We start from the raw sequence: 22,229 nt of genomic DNA, 5'->3' as shown, positions 1-22,229 counted from the left end.
CCATTCCACAGCTCCTGTTAGGTCATGTGCTCGAAGTCCGGATTTCGACGAAATCGGCAAAGAGGGCTCGCTCGGAGGAATGGAATGAAGAACTGGCCAGATGCCATTCGAGTCGCGATTCGAGCCGTCACCCGTGCCCTCGCGATCGTTTCGGCCCTCGCGAGTTTCGCGACGGCGGCGCAAGCCAACCGGGACGTGATCGCGCATTCGAACGATCCGGCCGACTGGGCCGTGCAATCCGGCGATTACAGCGGACAGCGATATTCCAAGCTCGCCGAGATCAACAAAGATAACGTCGGAGACCTCAAAGTCGCGTGGACGTTCTCGACTGGCGTCCTCCGCGGCCATGAAGGCGGCCCGCTCGTCATCGGCGACACGATGTACCTCGTGACGCCATTCCCGAACGTCGTGATGGCGCTAGACCTAGCCCACGATCAAAAAATTCTTTGGAAATACCAACCCAAGCAAGACCCTTCCGTCATTGGCGTCATGTGCTGCGATAGCGTCAATCGCGGCGTGCAATATGCGGAAGGGAAGATTCTCGTTCACACCGCCGACACGTCGCTGATCGCGCTCGATGCCAAAACCGGCATGGAACTTTGGAAAGTGACCGATGACGATCCGAAGAAAGGCGCGACGGGCACCGGCGCTCCGCTCGTCGTCAAGGACAAAGTGATCGTCGGCGTCTCGGGCGGCGAATTCGGAGTTCGCTGCTACATTACCGCCTACGACTTGAACTCCGGCTACAAACTGTGGCGCGCATACGCGATGGGCCCTGATAAGGATGTCCTCGTCGATCCGGAGAAAACGCTCGTCCTCGGCAAGCCGGCCGGAAAGGATTCTTCAATGAACAGCTGGAACGGCGATCAGTGGAAGATCGGCGGCGGCCCGGCGTGGGGCTACATGGCCTACGATCCGGAGCTGAACCTCATCTATTACGGAACCGGCAATCCCTCGACGTGGAACCCGGTTCAACGCGCGGGCCCCGATGGCAAACCCATCGATCAGAACTGGGCGATGACGATGTTCGCCCGGGACGTCGATACAGGCGTCGCGCGATGGGCCTATCAGATGACGCCGTTCGACCAATGGGATTACGACGGCGTCAATGAGCCGATCCTCGCGGATCTGGAAATCAATGGCTTCCCACGCAAGACGGTGACGCACTTCGATCGCAATGGCTTTGCCTACACTTGGGATCGCGCCACGGGAGACCTTCTCGTCGCTGAGAAATTCGATCCCGCTGCGAACTGGGCGACATCGATCGTGATGGACAAAAACGATCCCCACTACGGACGCCCAGTTGTAGCGAAGAAATACGCCCCATTCGAAACCGGCACGGACGAAACGACGAAAGGCATCTGCCCGTCGTCGCTCGGTTCCAAAAATCAACAGCCAGCGTCCTATTCCCGGGCGACGGGGCTCTTCTACGTTCCGATGACGCGAATGTGCATGGACTACGAGCCGTTCAAAGTTTCCTACACGGTCGGCCAGCCCTACGTCGGCGCGACGCTCACGATGTATCCGGCGCCCGACAGCCAAGGTGCAACCGGCGGTCTCATCGCTTGGGACGGCGCGAGAGGAAAGATCGTCTGGTCGAAGCCCGAACGCTTTGCAGTCTGGTCGGGCGTGCTGACGACGGCTGGCGGCATAGCGTTCTACGGTACGCTCGAAGGCTATTTCAAAGCCGTCGACCAGAAGGACGGTACGGAATTATTCAAGTTCAAGACGCCGTCCGGGATCGTCGGCAACCCCATGACCTACAGGCACGGCGGCAAACAGTACGTTGCCGTGTTCTCCGGCGTCGGCGGCTGGGCAGGCATCGGTCTTGCGGCGGGCCTCACCAATCCGGACGACGGATCAGGCGCCGTCGGCGGCTTCGCAAGCCTCGCCGGCTATACGAGCGTCGGCGGTTCCCTGACCGTCTTCGCGTTGCCTTGAAGTGCGCCTCCGGCCGGCGCGCGGAACGCGTGTCGGAGGCGCTAAACAAAAAGCCAGCCTCCGGCCTGCGCGCGGAACGCATGTCGGAAGCGTCGAACTAAAGAACCAGTTTGCCTTCGTATTTGACGGCCCAGGCTTCGCCTTTGCCCTTGGCCTCTGACTTTTCGCCGGTCGGAGGGATGACATCGCCGATGATCATCGGTTCTTCGCCGGCCGCCTTCAGCTTTGCGATGACGTCGTCGACTTTCGCTTTCGAGACGACAGCGATCATGCCGATGCCGCAGTTGAACGTCCTAAGCAGTTCGGTGGGCTCGATGTTGCCGGTCTTGGCGAGCCACCCGAAAACGGGCGGCACATCGAATGATGAAAGATCGATGCGAGCGCCCATATCTTTCGGCATCACGCGCGGCACGTTCTCGGAAAGTCCGCCGCCGGTGATATGCGACAGCGCCTTGATCGCGCCGTTCATGCCCGACCCGCCAGTCGCCCGGATAGCGGCGAGAAGCGGTTTGACGTAAATGCGCGTCGGCGTGAGCAGCGCTTCCGCGACTGTTTGGTTCGCCGCAAACGGCGCAGGTGCATTCCAATCCAGCCCCGCATGTTCGACAAGCTTTCGCACGAGACTGTAGCCGTTCGAATGAACCCCCGAAGACTTGAGCCCGATCAGAATGTCGCCGACGGCGATATCGGCACGCGGCAAGATTTCATCGCGCTCGACGGCGCCGACCGAGAAGCCAGCGAGATCGTAATCGCCGCTTTTGTAGAGGCCCGGCATTTCGGCGGTTTCTCCGCCGATCAGCGCGCATCCCGCATCCCGGCAGCCATCTGCGATCCCCGCGATGACGTCGCGCGCGGCGGCGACATCGAGCTTGCCGACTGCAAAGTAGTCGAGAAAGAACAACGGCTCCGCGCCTTGTACGACGAGATCGTTGACGCACATCGCGACAAGGTCGATTCCGATTGTCGAATGACGGCCGGTCTCGATGGCGATTTTGAGCTTCGTGCCCACCCCATCGTTCGCAGCGACAAGGATCGGATCGCGAAAGCCCGTGCGCTTCAGATCGAACAGGCCGCCGAAGCCGCCGAGATCCACATCCGCGCCAGGGCGGCTCGTCGCGCGCGCAAGCGGCTTGATGGCCGCGACCAGCGCGTTACCCGCATCGATATCGACGCCAGCGTCGGCATACGTGATGCTCTTCTTCGAATTCTCGTCAGCCGCCGGCATTCGTCCTCGTCGGGGGAATTGTGTTGGATGGAAGCCGCGTCCATGAATGGCGCAGTGGGGAGGGCATCGGTTAAACTCACTTTTGCCCCATTGCCAACCCGTGATGGGGGTCGTAGCAGCGACTGGCCCTGAGAGCAACGAAGGGATCGTTGGCAGGGTTCCGCGTTGCGTATCCTTGCCGGCCATATACATCGCCTGAAAACGGGAAACGGGGGATTAAGGTGTCCGTTGGTCGCTGCTTCGCCACTGCCATAGCCATCTGGACGGCGGCTGTTGGGCTCGACGCCGCGCCTGCAATCTCGGCGGGCGCAGATGCTGCCTATACCGTCGCGAATTACCCGGTCGAAGCGACCGCGGCCAACGCCGTCGCGGCGAAGGAGCAGGCGATGGCCGACGGTCAGCAGGCGGCGTTCCGCTCCCTGCTGAAGCGGCTCGTGCCGGTGACGGCCTACAAGCGGCTTTCGACTGTCGCAGATCTCAAAGCTGGAGATCTCGTATCGGGCGTCTCTGTGCGCTCGGAACGCAATTCCGCAACCGATTATATCGCGAGCCTCGACTTCTCGTTCCAGGCCGACGCGGTACGCTCCGCGCTTTCGCGCCAGGGCATTCCTTATGTCGACCAGCAGGCGCCCCCCGTAACGGTCTTGACCGTCTTTCAGCAGGGCAATCCGCCAACGGCTGGCACGGATGCCGGCCTATGGCGCCGCGCTTGGACGGGCCTCGACCTCAAACACACGATCACCCCGATAACGATCAAGGATCTGAAGCCGGCGATCCGCCCCGACACGGTCAATCAGATGCTCGCCGGCGACGACAATGGCTTGCGCGCGCTCACGGGCGAATATGGAACGGGCCTTGTCGTAATGGCCGTGGCTGAGCCGGATATGGCCTCCAAAAAGCTCACCGTGACGCTCGCCGGACGGGATGCCGCCGGTCCGCTGCTGCTGAAACGGACCTACCGTATCTCGGACGGTGATCTCGACTACGCCTCCCAGCTCGCAGCGGTCGTGGCGCTGGGCGTGATCGAAGGCCGCTGGAAAGCCATCAAGTCGGCCGCTCCCGAGCCCGCATCCGCCGGAGCGGACATGCCCGTGTGGGCTGCCTCGACGGGTGGCAACGGCGAGGACGTGACCCTCCTGGTTGAGTTCTCAAGCTCCGATCAATGGGATCAGATGCGCGGGCAACTCCTCGACACGCCGGGTGTCGACGGCCTCAACATCGCCGACGTCACCGAAAGTAGCGCCGACATCACCTTGAAATACCCGGGCGGCGCCAGAAGTCTGGCAAATGCTCTGGGCGCTCGCGGTCTCAGCCTCACCGGCACGGGCCAGGGTTGGGTTCTCCGATCAAGATATTGAAATAATTTACATATATCTCATTCACGTCGAACGCGCGATGCGCGTGCCATGCTTGATGCGCGCTTTCGTTGCTGCTGCATTACCGCAGTGCAAGGGAGGATGTTCTCGACGAGATAAACTTCCAAGGGCTAGGGTCGCGCCGCCTAATCGGTTTCAACTTCACCCAGGCCAGAGAAAGACGGGGACAGTTTCGGCGTGAGCATTCCAAATCTTATTACGCTCGGCCGGGTCATTCTCGTACCCGTGGTCTTCTGGCTGCTGCTGACAGGCGAACTCCAGGCGGCATTCCTCGCCTTCGTCGTGGCGGGCATCTCCGATGCCGTCGACGGGTTCCTGGCCAAGCGCTTCAGTTGGGAGACCGAGCTCGGCGCCTATCTCGACCCCATTGCCGACAAGCTGCTTATCGTCTGCATCTTCATAGCGCTCGGCGTAACGGCGCGTCTGCCATCCTGGCTGGTCATCCTGGTCGTGTCGCGCGATGTGCTGATCGTAATCGCGGTCGTCCTGTCGTGGCTGCTCGATCACCCGACGCCGATGAAACCCCTTGCCGTCAGCAAGATGAACACCGTTGCCCAAATCGTGCTTGCCGCCACCGTGCTGGCGGACGAGGGCTTCGGCTTGCGGCTGAAGGGGCCGGTGCAGCTATTGACGCTTCTTGCGGCTGCGACGACGATCATTTCCCTTGTTGCCTATTTGCGCGTGTGGCTGAAACACATGACGTTTTATGAAACCACCGGCTCGAAAAGCTGAGTGTTCCGGCGCATGCTTCGGCCTAGCCCCACGATTTGAGGATCGAACGATATGCATTTTGAGCGGCACGCGCTGTTTTGGACCGCGGCTGCGCTGCTTCTCGCCTACATAGTTCAGCTCGTCGCGCCGGCGCTTGTCCCGTTCGTGATCGGACTGGTGCTCGCCTATTTTCTCAATCCCGTCGTAGACGCTATGAGCCGCGCCGGCATCCCGCGCTGGGTTTCCGCCATTCTGCTCCTCGCGGCGATTATCTGCCTCATCACCTTGGCGCTCGTGTTCGTCTTGCCCGTCCTCGCCCAGCAGGCCGCCGGCCTCGTCGAGGCGGCTCCGCGAGAAATCGGCCGGCTCAGAGATACGCTTGAGACGGCGGCGCGCGAGCACCTGGGAGTGCGATACCCGCAGGCCGAAGCCGCTGTTCGATCTGCCCTCGAGTCTTTCACATCCTCGGCGCCGTCGCTGGTCGGGACCTTCGTGCAAGGGCTTTGGAACCAGAGCACCGCTGCGGTGAACTTCTTCACCGTCGTCCTCATAACGCCGGTCGTCTTTTTCTACGTCGTCAAGGACTGGCCGAAAATGCTGGCCAAGATCGATGCCTGGCTCCCGCGTCAAGAGGCGGACCAGATCCGTGCCCTCGCCATCGAAATCGACAGCCGCATCTCCGCGTTTATCCGCGGGCAGGGCGTGGTGTGCATCCTGCTGGCCCTCTACTACGCAACCGCGCTGAGTCTCGCCGGACTGGACTACGGCATGCTGGTCGGAATACTGACCGGCCTCGCCTCATTCATTCCCATTTTCGGATGGTCGCTCGGCGCCCTGGCGGCCATGATCATCGCCTTCATTCAGCACTGGCCGGATCTCACGCCCATACTGATTATCGCGGGTATCATGCTGGCCGGACAGGCGCTCGAGTCCGGGGGCCTCAGCCCTTACATCATCGGCTCCGAAATCGGCCTGCATCCCGTTTGGTTGATCTTCGCGCTGTTGACCTTCAGCTATTTGTTCGGATTCCTCGGCCTCCTCGTCGCCGTGCCGGTTTCTGCCGCAATCGGCGTGCTCGTACGCTTTGCGCTCCGCGCCTATCTCGAGTCATCCGTGTATCAAGGCGAGGTTGAGCTGACACTGAAGGACAAGCCTTGAATAGCCCCATGACCACGATCCCTGAGCAGCTTGTCTTTGAACTGCCGCACAGAACGGCGATGGGTCTCGAGGACTTCCTTGTTTCAGAATCGAACGCCGCCGCCGTTGCGCTCGTCGATCGCTGGCCGGATTGGCCCATCGGCGCCGCAGTGATCGCCGGCCCTCGGGGAAGTGGAAAAACCCATCTCGCCAACGTTTGGCTGAAGCGGGCCGGGGCGACACCGTTCGAGGCATCCGCGATCTCGCGTGAGGCCGTGCCGGCAATGGCGTCAGCGGGCGCCCTCCTGATCGAGGACGTCCAGACGATCACCGATGAGGCGGCGCTGTTTCATCTTTTGAACCTCGTCCGCGAACAGCGGCTGCAAATCCTCCTGACGACCGAAACCGTGCCGGGGGATTTGGCGATTGCGCTTCCCGATCTGCGTTCGCGGCTGAAAGCGCTGCCCTTGGCGACCATAGAGCCGCCCGATGACGCCCTGCTTCGCGCTGTCCTGGTGAAGTTATTCGCCGACCGCCAGTTGAGCGTCGAGCCGCAATTGGTGGATTACGTTCTCGTGCGGATGGAGCGTTCTATGCTTGCAGCCGAACGGTTCGTCGCAGAGGCAGATCGCCGTGCACTCGTGCTGCAGCGCCGGGTAACGCGCCCCATTGCCGCTGCAACGCTCGACGTACTCGGCTACTAATCGTCTTATACTGAGGATTACGACACCCACGCGTCATTTGGGTGTAATCTAACATCCACATGTCTCGACCGGAATTTCGGAGCAATCCCCCTAAGATGGCCACCGCGAAAAGCAGAAGCAAAGCCGATGTCGATATCGTTCCGCAAGGACCGGAGCGTTTCTACAACCGCGAGCTGTCTTGGCTTCAGTTCAACCGGCGCGTCCTTGAGGAAGCGGGCAACGAACATCATCCGCTTCTCGAGCGTCTGCGCTTCCTATCGATCGCGGCAGACAACCTTGACGAATTTTACATGGTTCGCGCCGCCGGTGTTTATGGCCAGATCCGTGCCGGCATCACGACGCTGTCGCAAGACGGCTCGACGCCGATGCAGCAGCTTGCAGCGATCAACAAGTTCGCGACGGGCCTCGTCGCCGATAAGCAGGCGAGTTGGCGGACGATAAAAACCGAACTCGCAGGCGCCGGTCTTTTTGTGTTGCAGCCCGACGATCTGACGGAAGCGCAGCGCGATTGGCTCGAGCGTCTGTTCATGACGCACATCTTTCCGATCCTGACGCCGATCGCAGCCGACCCCGCGCATCCCTTCCCGTTCATTCCCAACAAGGCGATGACCATCGTCGTCGAGATGGTGCGCCCGATCGACGGCAAGACGATGAATGGGCTCATACCCATTCCCGGTCAGCTGGAGCGGTTCATTCGTCTTGAAGCGGAGCCGGACAAGCCGAAGGAAATTCGGTTCATTCAGCTCGAATACGTCATCGGCATGTTTTTGACGGAGCTGTTCTCGGGCTTCGAGATCAAGAGCAAGGGCACGTTCCGCGTCCTCCGTGACAGCGACATCGAATTGCAGGAAGAGGCCGAAGACCTCGTTCGCTCCTATGAAAGCCAGTTGAAGCGGCGCCGCCGCGGCAACGTCATCCGGCTCGAAATCGAAGCCAAGATGCATGAACGCTTGCGCAAGTTCGTCGTCGACGAACTCGAGGTGCGCGAAGAAAGCGTTTTCGTCAAAGAAGGCATCTTGGCTCTCGCCGATACTTCGCAGCTGATCGTGCCGGACCGGCCGGATCTTCTTTTCAAGCCCTTCACGATCCGCTTTCCCGAGCGCATTCGCGAATTCAGCGGTGACTGCTTCGCAGCCGTCCGTAACAAAGATATCGTCGTCCACCATCCCTACGAGAGCTTCGACGTCGTCGTTCAATATTTGCGCCAGGCCGTCGCTGATCCGAACGTGATGGCGATCAAATGGACGCTTTATCGAACCTCGCGCGATAGCCCGATCATTCAGGCGCTGAAGGAGGCGGTCGAAGCCGGCAAGTCCGTCACCGCCGTCGTCGAACTCAAAGCCCGCTTCGATGAAGCAGCAAATATCCGCTGGGCGCGCGACCTTGAAAGCGCGGGCGTTCACGTCGTCTATGGATTCACCGAACTGAAGACGCACGCCAAGCTCGGGCTGATCGTCCGCCGCGAGGGCACCGAGCTGACGACGTACTGTCACATCGGCACCGGTAACTATCATCCGCAAACCGCCCGCGTTTACACCGACCTGTCGCTCTTCACCACCGATCCGGCGATGGCGCGCGACATCACCCGAATTCTGAATTTCGTGACGGGCTACGGCGAGCCGGTTGAGCTGGAGTGCATGGCGGCAAGCCCGCACGGCATCCGCAACCGGATCATGACGCACATTGCCGAGGAGATAAGAAATGCCAAGGCCGGAAAGCCGTCCGGTATCTGGTGGAAGATGAACTCGCTCGTCGACGCTCAGATCATTTCAGCGCTCTACGACGCGAGCAATGCTGGAGTTCCGATCGATCTCGTCGTGCGCGGCATCTGCTGTCTGCGGCCGGGAATTCCGGGTCTTTCGAGCAACATCAGAGTGAAAAGCATTATCGGGCGCTTCCTCGAGCATGCCCGCATTTACTGTTTCGCCAATGGTGAGGCCTTGCCTTCGGCCAAGGCCGCCGTCTACATCAGCTCCGCCGACATGATGCCACGCAACCTCGACCGCCGGGTCGAGGCACTGGCGCCCGTCAAGAACCCGACTGTGCATGAACAAGTGCTGGCTCAGATCATGGTTGCGAACTTGAAAGACAATCAACAGAGCTGGCGGATCAATTCCGACGGTAGCTCGACTCGGATTCAACCGGGTCCCGGTGAGGAAGCCTTCAATGCGCACAAGTATTTCATGACCAATCCTTCGCTTTCGGGACGCGGGCAATCTCTCAAGGAGAGCTTCCCGCAACGTTTCCGCCAGCCCGGTTGAGCCGGGAGTCCAATTTTGACACGTTGGAAAGAACTCTCGGGCGCAAACGAGCGTACCGCGGAAATGGAACCTATCGGCGTTGTCGATATCGGTTCCAACTCGGTTCGGCTCGTCGTCTATGAAGGTGCGGTTCGTGCGCCGACACCCGTCTTCAACGAAAAAATTCTGTGCGGTCTCGGCCGCTCGGTCGCATCCACCGGCAGCCTTGGCGTCGAGGCCGTAGACCGGGCGCTGGCGGCGCTCTCGCGGTTCAGGATTATTGCGAAGATCCTGAGCGTCAAGAATCTCAAGGTCATCGCTACAGCCGCGGTTCGCGATGCGCAGAACGGGCGCGACTTCATCGAGCAGGGCGAGCGGGCCATCGGCGCCAGGATCGAAGTTCTCTCCGGCGATACGGAAGCGCGCCTCGCAGCCCAAGGCATCATGATGGGCTTCGTTGATCCCGACGGAGTCGTCGGCGATCTCGGAGGCGGCAGCCTCGAACTGATTGATCTCGCGCAGGATCGATTGAAAGAGGCTGCAACATTGCCTCTCGGCGGTCTGCGCTTGATCGACACGACGGGCAACAAGATCGAGCGGGCAAGTGAGGTCATCGACGCCGCTCTCGCGAACCTTCCCTGGATTAGAAATGGCACAGGCCGCACGTTTTATGCCGTCGGTGGCACGTGGCGTTCGCTTGCCAAGTTGCAAATGGACCGCGTCGATTATCCGCTGCGCGTGATGCAGGGATACAAGCTGACGACGCGGGAAGCGCTCGACCTCTGCGAGCAGTTTCGCAAAGCCAAAAAGCCTCTCGATATTCCAGGCATCGCCGGTGTCGCCAAAGCGCGTCGCGAAGTCCTGCCGTTCGGCGCGCTCGTCTTGGAGCGGCTGCTGCGCCAGATGGAGCCGCGCCAGATCGTATTCTCGGTCTTCGGAATTCGCGAAGGACTGATTTACGGTCTCTTGCCGCCCTTCGAGAAGGCGCGCGATCCGCTGATCAGCTTCTGCGAGGATTACGCCGCCCTGCGGTCGAGATCCGTCGCCCATGCCTTTGAACTCTGCGCCTGGACCGACCAGCTCTTCGCCGACCCGGCTCAGGAGGAAACGGCCGATGAGCGCCGCCTCCGGCACGCCGCATGTATTCTGTCCGATGTCGGCTGGCGTGCCCATCCCGACTATCGCGGTGAGCAAAGTGTCAACACGATCGCGCATGCGGGCCTGGGCGGCGTCGATCACCAGGGCCGCATCTTCCTCGCCCTCTCTGTTTTCCACCGCCATGAGACGTCGGAGGAGGAGGGCGGAGGCCAGCTCTCCGACCGGCTCCGCAGTCTGGTCACCAAACGCGTTCAGCGGCGGGCGAGGATCGTTGGCGCAGCGATCAGGACTGCCCATATGCTTTCGATTGGCATGGCCGGCGTTATCGACCAAACGTCGCTCAGCTACGAAAACGGCACGCTTGTCTTGACGATACCGGCGGCCTACGCAGCACTGGACGGGGAGAGGCTGCGACGCCGATTCGAGACACTTGCGGCTTTGGTCGGCAAAAGGCCGGAAATCCGAATTACCCGTTGAGAGGCAGTACGCCTCGCTTGCAACGCAGCATTTTCTGATAGTCTGTAACAAAAGTTCCCAGGATGAAGACAGCCTCCATGGCGGAAGATCTTTACGACATTCTCGGCGTCTCGCGGGGAGCCACAGAGGATGAAATACGCAGCGCGTTTCGTAAGGCGGCCAAAGCCAATCATCCGGACGTCAACCCCAACAATGCCGGGGCCTCTGAGCGATTTAAGAAGATCACCGCCGCCAACGATATCTTGAGCGACCCGGAAAAGCGCCGCCAGTACGACGCCGGCGAGATAGACGCCAAGGGCGACCCGCGCCGGCCGCAGTGGAACCGGTCTGCAGGCGCCCAGCGAGGCCCGTTCTCGGCCAGGGGTTTCGAGGGGCGCCCCGGTGCCACGGGATTTGACGATTTCAGCTTTTCCGACATCTTTTCCGATGTCTTCGGCGCGGGCGGAGGCGCTCGTCGCACCACCCATGGGCACCGCGGGCAGGATCTGCGTTATTCGCTCGAGGTCGATTTTCTCGAAGCCGTATTGGGCGCCAAAAAGCGCGTGACGCTGCCGGATGGCGGTGTGCTCGATCTCGCGGTGCCGGAAGGCGTGACAGACGGCCAAACGCTGCGGCTGAAAGGCAAGGGCACTCACGGTGGGCCGGGCACGGAGCCCGGAGATGCTCTTGTCGAAATAAAGATACGCCAGCATCCGGACTTCAAGCGCGACGGCGACGACATTCTGCTCGAGCTGCCGATCACCGTCGACGAAGCGGTCCTCGGCGGCCGGGTCGAAGTTCCGACCCCGACGGGCCGGGTCCAACTCAATATTCCGAAGGGCACAAGCTCAGGAAAGACGTTCCGCCTCAAAGGTAAGGGCGTTCGCGGTAAAAACGGCGTGCACGGCGATCAGCGCGTGACAGTCAAAATCGTCCTGCCGCAGGACATCGACGACAGCCTCTCATACTTCTTTTCCGAATGGCGTCAGAAGCACGCCTATGACCCGGGCCGGAAATAGCTCGTATCGCTTGGCGGCCGGCGCGCGGAACGCGTGTCGCCAAGCGCAAAGGAAAACTTCTACCTCGCCGCAGGCACCGCGCGAACTTCGCCATCGACCAGCGTCAACGCCAGTTCGCCGCGCTTGAGCTTCAATGCGGCATCGCCGAAGAGCGTCCGTCGCCAGCCTTGAAGCGCTAGGATGTTCGCTTCATCGGACGTTGCAAGCTGTTCGAGATCGTCGCTGTCCGCGATGATGCGAGGCGCAACGCCGTGTTCTGCGGCGGCCGCCTTCAGAAGCACTTTCAGCAATTCGAGTGTAGCGCTGGCTTCCGCAGACAGCGCCTCGTTCCGTTCGATTTGCGGCAACGTCTTGGGATCGCGCGCGAGACCCGCTTTGACGACGTCGACGATTTCCTTCGCCCGCTGCGATCGCGCGAACCCGTCCGAAAGCGTCCGGAGTTGACCGAGTGAATCCGCGCTCGCCGGAAGCTGGTTGGCAATGTCGTACAACGCGTCGTCCCGGAGCACGCGCCCGCGCGGCACATCGAGCGATTGCGCCAAGCGTTCCCGCCAGGCCGCAAGTTCAATGAGCACCGCAAGCGATTTCCGCCCTTTGACGCGAAGCTTGAGGCGTTGCCAGGCATTTTCCGGCTTCGCATCGTACGTGGCAGGGCTCGTGAGAACTTCCATCTCTTCCTGCAGCCACGGCGTACGGCCCGTCTTTTCGAGCGTCTGCTTCAGGCGCAGGTAGACGTCTCTGAGATGCGTCACATCCGCGAGCGCATAGTCGAGCTGCTTGTCCGAAAGCGGCCGGCGGCTCCAATCAGTGAAGCGCGAGCTTTTGTCGAGATCGATGGACGTCGTCTTCTTGACGAGGTTCACATAGCTGATGCTGTCGCCATAACCGCAAACCATCGCCGCAACCTGCGTGTCGAACACGGGCGTGGGCACGATCTCCGCCTTCAGGAAGATGATTTCGATATCCTGGCGGGCGGCGTGGAACACCTTGACGACCGAGGTGTCAGCCATCAGCTGATAGAATGGCGCCAAGTCCAGACCCGGGCTGAGCGGGTCGACGACGGCTTCGGCATCGGGACCCGCGAGCTGGATAAGGCACAGCAACGGCCAGAACGTCTGCTCGCGCAGAAATTCGGTGTCAACAGCAACATATTCACTTTTGGCCAGCACTTCACAAAGCGCCGACAGCTCTGACGTGGTCGTGATCATTCGCATCAAGGCAGCCCTATAGCGCATGGTCTGGAAGTTGTCGCCATCAGTTCGGCGCCGGAGGTAGGGCGTTTTTTCGCAAGGGGTTTCCGGCAGCTGCGGCGACGGCCCGCTATGCCGAAGGGCCCCCTATGTCGAAGGACTGGCCTCGAAGGAAGCCCCGAGAACTTCTCTCAGTTAACGTGTAGGGTGCTAACCTTGACTTTCGAACGGCCGCATGCGCTTTTCCGCGGCGATTTTCACCCACATCGATCAAAGGGTTTCCGGCCATGGCCGAGGCTAAGCTGCATCGTTATCGCTCGCACACATGCGGCGCCCTGAGGAAAACCGACGTCGGCTCGCATGTACGGCTTTCCGGCTGGGTGCATCGCGTCCGCGACCACGGCGGCGTCCTCTTCATCGATCTCCGCGACCATTACGGATTGACGCAGGTCGTCGCAGACCCAGACAGCCCCGCCTTCAAGGTCGCTGAAACGCTGCGGTCGGAATGGGTCGTGCGCATCGACGGCAAGGTACGCGACCGGCCCGAAGGCACGGTCAATTCAGAGCTCCCGACGGGAGAAATCGAGCTTTACGCAACCGAGATCGAGGTCCTCTCGGCCGCGAAGGAATTGCCGGTTCCAGTCTTCGGCGAGCCCGAATACCCCGAGGATCTGCGCCTGCAATATCGCTTCCTCGATCTTCGCCGCGAGACGCTGCACGGCATCATCATGAAACGGCTCGAGATCACGCGATCGATGCGCCGTCGCATGCACGACGAGGGCTTCAACGAATTCCCGACGCCGATCTTGACGGCTTCGAGCCCCGAAGGCGCACGCGACTTCCTGGTGCCGAGCCGCATCCATGCCGGCAAATTCTACGCGCTCCCGCAGGCTCCGCAGCAGTATAAGCAACTCTTGATGGTGTCGGGCTTCGACCGCTATTTCCAGATCGCACCGTGCTTCCGCGATGAAGACCCGCGCGCCGACCGGCTGCCCGGCGAATTCTACCAGCTCGACGTCGAGATGAGCTTCGTCGAGCAAGAGGACATCTTTGCAACGATGGAGCCGGTCATCACCGGCCTGTTCGAAGAATTTGCGGAGGGCAAGCCCGTGACGAAGGGCTGGCCGCGCATTCCCTACGACACAGCGATCGCCAAGTACGGCTCCGACAAGCCGGATCTGCGCAACCCGATCGAGATGGCAGACGTCACCGAGCACTTCCGCGGTTCAGGCTTCAAAGTCTTCGCGGGCATGATCGAGAAAGACCCGAAGGCGCGCATCTGGGCCATCCCCGCGCCGACGGGCGGCAGCCGCGCGTTCTGCGACCGCATGAACTCATGGGCGCAGAGCGAGGGCCAGCCGGGCCTCGGCTACATCTTCTGGCGTGAAGGCGAGGAAGGCGGTGCCGGCCCCGTTGCAAAGAACATCGGCCCGGAACGCGCAACCGCGATCAAATCGCAGCTCGGCTTGAAGGAAGGAGACGCTGCGTTCTTCGTCGCCGGCAACCCGGCGAACTTCTACAAGTTCGCAGGTCTCGCACGCGACCGCGTCGGCCAAGAGCTGAAGCTCGTCGACGAGAACCGGTTTGCGCTCGCGTGGATCGTCGACTTCCCGTTCTACGAATGGAACGAGGAAGAAAAGAAGATCGACTTCTCGCACAACCCGTTCTCCATGCCGCAAGGCGGCGGCGAAGCACTTGACGCGGCGACGACGACCGAAGAGCGCCTGAAGCTCAAAGCCTACCAGTACGACATCGTCTGCAACGGCTATGAGATCGCGTCGGGCGGCATCCGCAATCACAAGCCGAACGATATGATCAAGGCGTTCGGCATTGCGGGTCTCGGTCCGGAGGTTGTCGAGCAGCGCTTCGGCGGTCTCTTCCGTGCGTTCCAATACGGCGCGCCTCCGCATGGCGGCATGGCTGCCGGTCTCGAGCGGATCGTCATGCTGCTGACAGGCGGCAAGACCGTTCGCGAAGTGGCGCTCTTCCCGATGAACCAGCAAGCCGCCGATCTGCTGATGGGTGCCCCGAGCGAAGCCGCGCCAAAGCAGCTCCGTGAACTCAACATCCGCGTCGTCGCGCCGGAAAAGAAGAGCTAGCGTCAGCTCATTTCCCGATTTGATCCCCACAACGAATGGGCGCGGCACCACCTCGGTGCCGCGCAATTTCGTTTGCCGGGCCACCTTCCTCGTGTCAGAACGTCGCGACGTTATCTCGGGGGAGAGAATAATGAGCTATCGAGAAGCCTTTCTTGGATTGGCCTCGCTTTCGGCGGTCGCAATGTTAGCCGGTGTTTCTTCGGCCGCCGCCGAATGGATTTATAAGAAGGAAGAAAAGGCATTCGGCGAAACGGAAGCGATGGCGATGGCCATTGGCGATGCGTCTGTCGCGTTCGTCACCTGCAACAACGATGGGCTCAAAATCAGCCTCGCGACGCCCGAGGATTGGACGGACGGCGCATCTGCGATGAATCTATTGGCGCCCAAAATTATCGTTTCGATCGACGGAGCTCCGCCCACGCGCTTTGACGCCGAGCTGCGTGAAAACACGCTACACAAGATCCTCGCAGAATTTGACGACGAGGAGACGGTCAAGCGGGCGGCGGCAATGATCGCGTCGGCTCGGAAGCGGATCGACATCGGCCTCGAACTCGCAGGCAAACGATTTCATGCGAGCAAATTGTCTGCCGTTGGCGCAACCAAGAAGATCCAGTCCGTATTGGATACTTGTGCGCAGCAAGCAAGTCCGGATGCCGATAATGAAAAGAAAACCCCGGACACGAACTGATCTGCGTCACGCGTCGCCGCGTTGATCGAAGCAAAAAATCGGCGCCCTTCCACTTGTTGGAGGGCGCCGATTTTTTTGTGCGAACGAAAGAAGATTACTCCGTCGTGACGGTCGCGGCATGAGGCGCGATGACTGCAACGACTACGGTCTTTCCGTCCTTCGTTGCCGTGCCGACCCAGCGGCCGGATTCATCGCGGTGAAGCGGTGAAATGGCCGTATAGCCCTGATGGGCCAGCTGCAGCCTCGCCTGCTCGGAATTGGCGGCGTTTGCAAGTTCGGCGCTAAATGCCGCCGATTTCCCGGCGTCGGTCGAGGAAGCCCCTTCCGCAAGGGCCGGAAGCGCAAAGCAGGCGGTTGCCAAGCCAATTGAGATTATGCGGATCATGTAAACTCCATTATGTTTCGCTGCGGATCTCTCTCTCCGCGTCAAACTTCACATAGGAAGCTTCTCTCCCTTCCGCCAAACAACTCACCGTGCTTGAAAACTTGCCAATCGTGAAATGACGTGATCATGGCGTTAGTCATCCCGCCACGCCCGGACTTTTCCGATCATTACCGTCCAGACAGAAAGCGAGCTTGCGATCGATGCGAATTCTCTTCCTCGGTGCCGGAGCAACCGGCGGATATTTCGGCGGCCGGCTGGCAAAGGCCGGCGTCGATGTGACGTTCCTCGTTCGACCGAAACGCCGCGATCAACTCCTGCGTGACGGCATCAAGATCGAAAGCCCCGTCGGCAATTTGGTAACGCCTGTTAAGGCGATCACGCGCGAGGAAATCAGCGCGCCGTTCGACGCCGTCGTTCTCAGTGCCAAGGCCTATGATCTGAGTGAAGCGATCGAAACGATCAGGCCCGCCGTCGGTAAAAGCAGTTGGGTCTTGCCGTTGCTCAACGGTTTGCAACATCTCGCAGCCCTCGATGATGCGTTCGGAGCCGTGCACGTCCTCGGGGGGATGTGCCAGATCAGCGTCACCCTGGGCGACGACGGCACGATCCATCACTTCGGTCCATTCGCAACGGTCACGCAGGGACCAAGATTTCCCGAACAGCAGGACGGATCGGCGAAGCTTCACGATGTTCTCGCGCAAGGCTTCGATGCGCGCCACTCATCCGACATCATCGCCTCGATGTGGGAGAAGTGGTTTTTCATCGCGGCCCTTGCGTCGTCCACATGCCTGATGCGCGCGAGCGTCGGCGAAATCAATTGCACCGATGGCGGCCCCGAGTTCATGACCGGCGTTGTGAATGAATGCAGGGCAGTTGCCACCGCAAACGGTTTTCCGCCGAAGCAGGCGATGCTCGATTTCGCGCGCACCCTGATGAGCGACCGAAACTCCAAAATTTCCGCCTCGATGCTGCGCGACATTCAACGCGGGGGGCGGATCGAGGCCGATCAGATCGTCGGAGACATCATTCGCCGCGGCCGGGCCAGAAACGTCGCAACGCCCCTTCTCGATACGGCCTTCATTCATTTGCAAGCTTACGAAAATCAAATTCCGAAAAGCGTCTAGCTAAGTCGTTGAATGGGCGGACGGCCAGTCGTTAAATTCGGGCTGCCTTGCGCCCAGCCGGCAAAAGCAGCAAAAGAGCACAAGCGTTGGAGACTGAAGGATGATCCGTTCACTTGTCTGCGTCGCGCTCTTATTGGCGGCGCTTCCTTTCGCAGCCCTGGCGCGAACGGCGGACCATGCGCGCGAGTGGAACGGCGCTGAGATCAACTGGCGCGACGCCCGCTCGGGCATCTACGAAGCATCGAAGACCCGGCGCCCCGTTTTGCTGGTATTCCACGCGACGTGGTGCTCGGTTTGCAAGCAGTTCCGGCGGGTCTTCAACGATCCCAGGGTCGTCGAAGCCTCGCGCGATTTCGTCATGATCCTGGCTGATGTCGATCGCGAGAAAGAGCTCAACAGCGAATTCGCGACCGACGGTTCGTATGTGCCGCGCACGCTCTTCATCGATCCGGACGGCAATGTTTCCAATAAGCTCGTCGGCTCGGACCGGGAGTACCCTCATTCGTTGGATGTCGAAAAGCCCGACGAGCTCCTGGCTCTGATGAAGAAGGCTCGCAGCGTCTTCGACATGTCCCCCGCGGCGGCGCCGCCGGCCAACAAGGAGCCAATCTAATACGCGACGAGGATGTTGCGCTTGGCCGTCCGACTCGCCATAAGTCCGACCGGCGCGGACGTGGTGGAACCGGTAGACACACAGGACTTAAAATCCTGAGTTCGTAAGAGCGTGAGGGTTCGAGTCCCTCCGTCCGCACCACACGATTTAGCTTCACAAAATCGGAACCGTTAAGCGGTTTGAATAAGCGTATGAGGCGCAGAAGCCTTCGCGCTGGTTGAAAGCTTCGATCTGCAACGAATCGGCATGTTCTTTCGGCACGCAAGAGACATAATAGACATAATATGTCTCTCACATCTGCGAGGTCTCCATGCGGACGTTGCCTCTCCTTTTCCTCAGCTTGGCTTGCTTCACTTGTCCTGCAGTGCACGCCGGGCAAGGCGAAATCGTTTGCATCAACCCCAAGGATGATCCACCCGGACCTGACAGTACGGTTGCGTGCTATTCTGACGAAGGATGCGCCGTGGCGGAATCGTTCGGCGCCGAAGGCATCCGCGATTGCGACGCAGAAAGCGCGCCGTTCGCGTTGGCGCGCGGAAAGATCAGTGCGATCGTCACCGCCGCACCCGATCTCATCAAAATTGCTGAGGCCAACGGCGCTGTCTGCCAACCACACAAAAAATAGCGCCGCATCGAAATCAGCCCGGTTTATCTAAGCGTAGGAAGACCGGCAAAGGCCTTAGTCGAAGATAGACCAGCCGGCACGTTCCGCGAGTGCTTGGAGCGCCCGGGTTCCGAGTTGGGAATTGCCGTGTCGATCCAAGCCGGGTGACCAGACGGCGATGGACGCAAGGCCTGGAGCAACGGCTAGAATGCCGCCTCCGACCCCGCTTTTCGCGGGTAAACCCACACGAAATGCGAAATCGCCTGAAGCATCGTAATGTCCACACGTAAGCATCAATGCACAAATGCGCCGTGCTCGCTCTCGTGGGATTATGGAGTGCCCACTTCGCATCCGTCCTCCATTGGCAAGGAACAGGCCGGCCTTTGCGAGCTGGCGGCAAGTCATTGCGATGGCGCATTGATGAAAGTAGACACCGAGGGTGAGTTCGGCATCATGCGCAAGATTTCCGAATGACTTCATATAATTGGCGAGGGCCATATTGCGGAAGCCTGTTCTTTGCTCTGAACGCGCAACAGCGGCATCGACAACAATTGCCTCGTCTTCGGCGACATAACGAACAAACCGCAGAATCTGTCCGATTGCTTCCCTGGGGCGATGCCCCGCGAGAATCGCATCGCTAATGACGATGGCTCCGGCGTTGATGAATGGATTTCGAGGGACCCCATTTTCGCTTTCGAGCTGGACGATCGAATTGAAACTTCCCCCGGACGGCTCCCGTCCAACCCTTCGCCAGAGCGCATCTCCGTGCTTGCCGAGAGCAAGCGTGAGACCAAACACTTTCGAGATGCTCTGGATCGAAAACGCATCTTCCGCATCCCCGACAAAGAACGACGCCCCATCGATGGTCTCTACCGCAATTCCGAATTTGTGGGGATCAACCTTCGCCAACTCGGGAATATAGTCGGCGACCTTTCCCGATCCGAATTCCGGCTTGAGCTGCGAGTGGATATCTTCAATAAGCCGTTGTATGCTAAGCATGAATCAGAAAACTCGGCCAGAGAGATGCGAAAGGGCGACTTCGGTTGGTTTTGCAGCGCTTTAGTGTGTGCGCCTCCCGGCATAAGGACGTGTGAAGACAATGGTCGCAAGAACAAGGGCTAAGCCAACGCGCAACGAGGTGTCGCAAAGCGAGGGACATGCCAAGCGCCAGAAAATATTGGCGGCTGCTTTGAGTTTGTTTTCGACGAGGGATTATTCCGCGATCACGATCAAAGACATCGCAAAGCTTGCGGAAGTTCCGACCTCCCTCCTGTACTACTACTTTGAGGACAAGGAGGCCCTGTTCCGCGCGGCGCTTGAAGAAGCCGTTTGCGCGGCCATGCGCAACTACGAAGAAGTGGCAAGTAAGCACTCCGAACCTGTCGATTTGATCAACGACTGGTTCCAGATGCATGTCGAGCTGGCTGAGGACGTGCGCCGCGTCGTCAAAATTCTGATGGACTATTCCAGTTCCCAATCGCAAAGCCAGCTCGTGGACGACGTGGTCAGGAAGTTCTACGACGTTGAAATTCAAATCTTGACAAAGGCGGTCCGTCAGGGACAGCGCGCCCGATTGTTCAACGATATTTCTCCCCAGGCCGCCGCCGAATTCGCATCGACCCACCTCGACGGCATCATGGTTCGTTCGATCATCCAGCCTCGTCTTAATATTCAAGCGGCGGTCAACACCTTCCGCAAAGCGTTCTGGGCATTTGTCGGGTACGAAAAGTAACAAGACGGTCAGCCATCCCCTTCGCTCCTTTGTTGTCATAAAAAATCCCAAGCTTCGACGGTTGGAGTAGGCCGGCACGCGCCTTGATTGATCGAGCAATCAAGTTGATTGACTGATCAATCAAGGTGTGTCAACTTGTCAAAACCTGGGAAGTAGACGCTCTGGAAAGCGGAAAGAGTACGGAAAGTACCAACCGCAAGGAGGTTAGATGACTGACACTACGCTGTCGCCTGCATCGAACCAAACAGTGAGTGAGAAAGGCACACACTCACTTGTTAGAACACTTAACTGGACTCACGCGTTTTGGTTTGCAGCAGGTACGCCTGCCCTTGTGCTGTTTTCGGTGGGAGCCATCGCGGCGACAGCCGGAAATATCTCCCCACTCGTCTGGACGATTTCTATTCTCTTCGGCTTTATCCAAGCCTTCACTTATGCAGAAATATCGTCGATGTATCCGCATAAGTCTGGCGGAGCCTCCGTGTACGGCGCACTCGCGTGGGTTCGCTACGGAAAAATGCTCGGACCGATTTCCGTCTGGTCGAACTGGTTTTCCTGGTCCCCGGTGCTCGCCATTGGAACAGGATTGGGAGCGGGATACATCCTCAACCTGTTTTTCCCGGCCACTCACTGGATTCAAACGTGGCAGATCACGTTGGTCAATCTCGACTTTTTGAAAGAGGGGTTGAGCCTCCGGATCAATTCCGTTTTCATTTTGGGATGGCTGCTGGTCCTAGCGGTGTTTCTCGTTCAACATCGCGGAGTCTTGAAGGCCGCCAATCTTCAGAAGTTCCTGGCGATTGTCGCGCTTGCCCCGTTGTTGCTCATCGGTCTTGTGCCGATTTTTTCCGGGAGCATTTCGCTTAGTAACTATCAGCCATTCGTACCGCTTGCGCATGATGCCGCCGGCAATGCAGTCGCTGGCTCCTGGGATATGGCGGGTTGGACGGTTTTCGCGGGAGCACTCTTCATCGCGGCGTGGTCGACGTACGCCTTCGAAACAGCGGTCTGCTACACGCGTGAGTTTCGCAATCCCGGAACTGACACGCCGCGGTCCCTGCTCGCGGCAGGTCTTCTATGCGTCGTCGTTTTTTCGCTGGTGCCGTTGGCGTTCCAAGGGGCCCTTGGGCTCGATGGAATGCTCGATCCCGGAATCTACAGCGGAATGGGCGTAGCAGACGCGATGTCTGGCATGATCGGCGGAGGACCGATTGTGCAGAAGATCCTCGTCGTCATGCTCATCTTGGCATTGTTGCTGACTGTAAGCATGTCGATGGCGGGCTCCGCGCGGACTTTATATCAGGGGTCGATCGATGGTTGGCTTCCCCGGTATCTTGGCCGCGTGAATCATCACGGTGCGCCCGTCGCTGCGATGTGGACGGATCTATGCTTCAACATGTTGCTGCTGATGATGTCGGACTATGTATTCTTGTTGGCGATCGCCAACGTGAATTACATGATCTTCAACTTCCTGAACCTTCAATCAGGCTGGCTTCATCGCATCGATAGGCCGGACATGCCTCGTCCCTATCGGGCCGCCACGTCGATCATTGCCACAGGCGCCGTCCTCGGCTTCGTGAACCTTCTCTTGCTCGGGATGGGCGCGAATATCTGGGGTTCTGGCACATTGGCGGCAGGCTTCGCCGTTGCACTCATGATCCTGCCGGTCTTCGCGTACCGACACTTCGTGGTCGATGGCGGCAAATTCCCAGAGCAAACGTTCCAGGATTTTGCGGGCATCAATGAATCGGACGTGAAAACGCGCGCCGGAATTCTACCGTACTTGACGCTCCTTGCCGGCGTGGCAGTCGTGGCGTTCGGCTACTACATCGCGGTCTACTGATTTCGTCAGCGATCAAAAGAGTCCTGCCCGCGCGGGAGTATCCGCGC

19 protein-coding genes and 1 tRNA gene are annotated in these 22,229 nt (G+C 59.7%); 16 read left to right on the top strand and 4 right to left on the bottom strand.

Annotation, left to right across the window (positions count from 1 at the left end; genetic code table 11):
* The first annotated feature begins 84 nt into the window (after positions 1-84).
* Positions 85-1,941: a methanol/ethanol family PQQ-dependent dehydrogenase gene (locus tag AACL53_RS17500; protein ID WP_339085826.1), complete on the top strand. Its 1,857-nt coding sequence runs from the start codon at positions 85-87 to the stop codon at positions 1,939-1,941.
* 97 nt (positions 1,942-2,038) lie between these two features.
* On the opposite strand, the gene purM is transcribed toward AACL53_RS17500, so the two are convergent.
* A complete protein-coding gene (purM, locus tag AACL53_RS17495) occupies positions 2,039-3,166 on the bottom strand; it encodes a phosphoribosylformylglycinamidine cyclo-ligase (protein WP_339085825.1) in 1,128 nt (375 codons plus the stop codon).
* A gap of 221 nt (positions 3,167-3,387) precedes the next feature.
* Here purM and AACL53_RS17490 point away from each other — a divergent pair, with 221 nt between their 5' ends.
* The 7 genes from AACL53_RS17490 (at position 3,388) to AACL53_RS17460 (ending at position 11,907) form a co-directional block, all read left to right on the top strand.
* Positions 3,388-4,524 carry a DUF2066 domain-containing protein gene (locus AACL53_RS17490; protein WP_339085824.1) on the top strand — a complete coding sequence of 379 codons (1,137 nt, stop codon included), beginning with the start codon at positions 3,388-3,390 and terminating at the stop codon, positions 4,522-4,524.
* A gap of 195 nt (positions 4,525-4,719) precedes the next feature.
* The gene (locus AACL53_RS17485; RefSeq protein WP_092869101.1) at positions 4,720-5,274 is read left to right on the top strand and encodes a CDP-alcohol phosphatidyltransferase family protein; all 555 of its coding nucleotides are present in this window, start codon (positions 4,720-4,722) and stop codon (positions 5,272-5,274) included.
* A 51-nt stretch (positions 5,275-5,325) separates the two neighbouring features.
* Positions 5,326-6,411 (top strand): AI-2E family transporter, encoded by a 1,086-nt coding sequence (locus AACL53_RS17480; protein WP_339085823.1) that lies wholly within the window; start codon positions 5,326-5,328, stop codon positions 6,409-6,411.
* Positions 6,412-6,419: 8 nt separating this feature from the next.
* Positions 6,420-7,094: a DnaA ATPase domain-containing protein gene (locus tag AACL53_RS17475; RefSeq protein ID WP_339085822.1), complete on the top strand. Its 675-nt coding sequence runs from the start codon at positions 6,420-6,422 to the stop codon at positions 7,092-7,094.
* Between the two features lie 95 nt (positions 7,095-7,189).
* Complete coding sequence (locus tag AACL53_RS17470; RefSeq protein WP_339085821.1) at positions 7,190-9,355, top strand: RNA degradosome polyphosphate kinase; 2,166 nt, start codon at positions 7,190-7,192, stop codon at positions 9,353-9,355.
* A 15-nt stretch (positions 9,356-9,370) separates the two neighbouring features.
* Entirely contained in the window at positions 9,371-10,909 is a 1,539-nt protein-coding gene (locus tag AACL53_RS17465) for a Ppx/GppA family phosphatase (RefSeq protein ID WP_339085820.1), read from the top strand.
* A gap of 77 nt (positions 10,910-10,986) precedes the next feature.
* The gene (locus tag AACL53_RS17460; protein WP_339085819.1) at positions 10,987-11,907 is read left to right on the top strand and encodes a J domain-containing protein; all 921 of its coding nucleotides are present in this window, start codon (positions 10,987-10,989) and stop codon (positions 11,905-11,907) included.
* A 59-nt stretch (positions 11,908-11,966) separates the two neighbouring features.
* On the opposite strand, the gene rnd is transcribed toward AACL53_RS17460, so the two are convergent.
* Complete coding sequence (rnd, locus tag AACL53_RS17455) at positions 11,967-13,121, bottom strand: ribonuclease D (protein WP_339085818.1); 1,155 nt, start codon at positions 13,119-13,121, stop codon at positions 11,967-11,969.
* A gap of 278 nt (positions 13,122-13,399) precedes the next feature.
* Here rnd and aspS point away from each other — a divergent pair, with 278 nt between their 5' ends.
* Positions 13,400-15,196, top strand: coding sequence for an aspartate--tRNA ligase (gene aspS / locus AACL53_RS17450; RefSeq protein WP_339086973.1), 1,797 nt, complete (start codon positions 13,400-13,402; stop codon positions 15,194-15,196).
* A 130-nt stretch (positions 15,197-15,326) separates the two neighbouring features.
* The gene (locus AACL53_RS17445; protein ID WP_339085817.1) at positions 15,327-15,884 is read left to right on the top strand and encodes a hypothetical protein; all 558 of its coding nucleotides are present in this window, start codon (positions 15,327-15,329) and stop codon (positions 15,882-15,884) included.
* A gap of 94 nt (positions 15,885-15,978) precedes the next feature.
* On the opposite strand, the gene AACL53_RS17440 is transcribed toward AACL53_RS17445, so the two are convergent.
* Positions 15,979-16,269: a hypothetical protein gene (locus AACL53_RS17440; RefSeq protein WP_339085816.1), complete on the bottom strand. Its 291-nt coding sequence runs from the start codon at positions 16,267-16,269 to the stop codon at positions 15,979-15,981.
* A gap of 200 nt (positions 16,270-16,469) precedes the next feature.
* Between AACL53_RS17440 and AACL53_RS17435 the strand changes: the two genes are divergently transcribed.
* The 4 genes from AACL53_RS17435 to AACL53_RS17420 all read left to right on the top strand — a co-directional run bounded on the left by AACL53_RS17435 (position 16,470) and on the right by AACL53_RS17420 (position 18,631).
* Positions 16,470-17,393: a ketopantoate reductase family protein gene (locus AACL53_RS17435; protein ID WP_339085815.1), complete on the top strand. Its 924-nt coding sequence runs from the start codon at positions 16,470-16,472 to the stop codon at positions 17,391-17,393.
* 100 nt (positions 17,394-17,493) lie between these two features.
* Positions 17,494-18,006: a thioredoxin family protein gene (locus AACL53_RS17430; RefSeq protein ID WP_339085814.1), complete on the top strand. Its 513-nt coding sequence runs from the start codon at positions 17,494-17,496 to the stop codon at positions 18,004-18,006.
* Between the two features lie 54 nt (positions 18,007-18,060).
* A tRNA-Leu gene (locus AACL53_RS17425) sits at positions 18,061-18,147 on the top strand.
* Positions 18,148-18,469: 322 nt separating this feature from the next.
* A complete protein-coding gene (locus AACL53_RS17420) occupies positions 18,470-18,631 on the top strand; it encodes a hypothetical protein (RefSeq protein WP_339085813.1) in 162 nt (53 codons plus the stop codon).
* A 54-nt stretch (positions 18,632-18,685) separates the two neighbouring features.
* On the opposite strand, the gene AACL53_RS17415 is transcribed toward AACL53_RS17420, so the two are convergent.
* The gene (locus AACL53_RS17415; protein WP_339085812.1) at positions 18,686-19,609 is read right to left on the bottom strand and encodes a glutaminase; all 924 of its coding nucleotides are present in this window, start codon (positions 19,607-19,609) and stop codon (positions 18,686-18,688) included.
* Between the two features lie 100 nt (positions 19,610-19,709).
* Here AACL53_RS17415 and AACL53_RS17410 point away from each other — a divergent pair, with 100 nt between their 5' ends.
* Together AACL53_RS17410 and AACL53_RS17405 are read left to right on the top strand one after the other, a co-directional pair.
* The gene (locus tag AACL53_RS17410) at positions 19,710-20,342 is read left to right on the top strand and encodes a TetR/AcrR family transcriptional regulator (RefSeq protein WP_339085811.1); all 633 of its coding nucleotides are present in this window, start codon (positions 19,710-19,712) and stop codon (positions 20,340-20,342) included.
* A 208-nt stretch (positions 20,343-20,550) separates the two neighbouring features.
* Positions 20,551-22,182 carry an APC family permease gene (locus AACL53_RS17405; RefSeq protein ID WP_339085810.1) on the top strand — a complete coding sequence of 544 codons (1,632 nt, stop codon included), beginning with the start codon at positions 20,551-20,553 and terminating at the stop codon, positions 22,180-22,182.
* Positions 22,183-22,229 lie beyond the last annotated feature (47 nt).

The organism is Hyphomicrobium sp. ghe19, from assembly GCF_902712875.1.
Lineage (GTDB): Bacteria > Pseudomonadota > Alphaproteobacteria > Rhizobiales > Hyphomicrobiaceae > Hyphomicrobium_B.
This window is presented reverse-complemented; position numbering and strand designations above follow the sequence as displayed.

Bases quoted from the DNA above. Each gene is read 5' to 3' on its own strand.
- AACL53_RS17500 (WP_339085826.1), top strand. From the start codon at position 85: ATGAAGAACTGGCCAGATGCCATTCGAGTCGCGATTCGAGCCGTCACC.
- AACL53_RS17470 (WP_339085821.1), top strand. From the start codon at position 7,190: ATGGCCACCGCGAAAAGCAGAAGCAAAGCCGATGTCGATATCGTTCCG.
- AACL53_RS17480 (WP_339085823.1), top strand. From the start codon at position 5,326: ATGCATTTTGAGCGGCACGCGCTGTTTTGGACCGCGGCTGCGCTGCTT.
- AACL53_RS17410 (WP_339085811.1), top strand. From the start codon at position 19,710: ATGGTCGCAAGAACAAGGGCTAAGCCAACGCGCAACGAGGTGTCGCAA.
- AACL53_RS17415 (WP_339085812.1), bottom strand. From the start codon at position 19,609: ATGCTTAGCATACAACGGCTTATTGAAGATATCCACTCGCAGCTCAAG.
- AACL53_RS17445 (WP_339085817.1), top strand. From the start codon at position 15,327: ATGAGCTATCGAGAAGCCTTTCTTGGATTGGCCTCGCTTTCGGCGGTC.
- AACL53_RS17405 (WP_339085810.1), top strand. From the start codon at position 20,551: ATGACTGACACTACGCTGTCGCCTGCATCGAACCAAACAGTGAGTGAG.
- AACL53_RS17475 (WP_339085822.1), top strand. From the start codon at position 6,420: ATGACCACGATCCCTGAGCAGCTTGTCTTTGAACTGCCGCACAGAACG.
- AACL53_RS17460 (WP_339085819.1), top strand. From the start codon at position 10,987: ATGGCGGAAGATCTTTACGACATTCTCGGCGTCTCGCGGGGAGCCACA.
- purM (WP_339085825.1), bottom strand. From the start codon at position 3,166: ATGCCGGCGGCTGACGAGAATTCGAAGAAGAGCATCACGTATGCCGAC.
- AACL53_RS17435 (WP_339085815.1), top strand. From the start codon at position 16,470: ATGCGAATTCTCTTCCTCGGTGCCGGAGCAACCGGCGGATATTTCGGC.
- AACL53_RS17430 (WP_339085814.1), top strand. From the start codon at position 17,494: ATGATCCGTTCACTTGTCTGCGTCGCGCTCTTATTGGCGGCGCTTCCT.
- rnd (WP_339085818.1), bottom strand. From the start codon at position 13,121: ATGCGAATGATCACGACCACGTCAGAGCTGTCGGCGCTTTGTGAAGTG.
- AACL53_RS17440 (WP_339085816.1), bottom strand. From the start codon at position 16,269: ATGATCCGCATAATCTCAATTGGCTTGGCAACCGCCTGCTTTGCGCTT.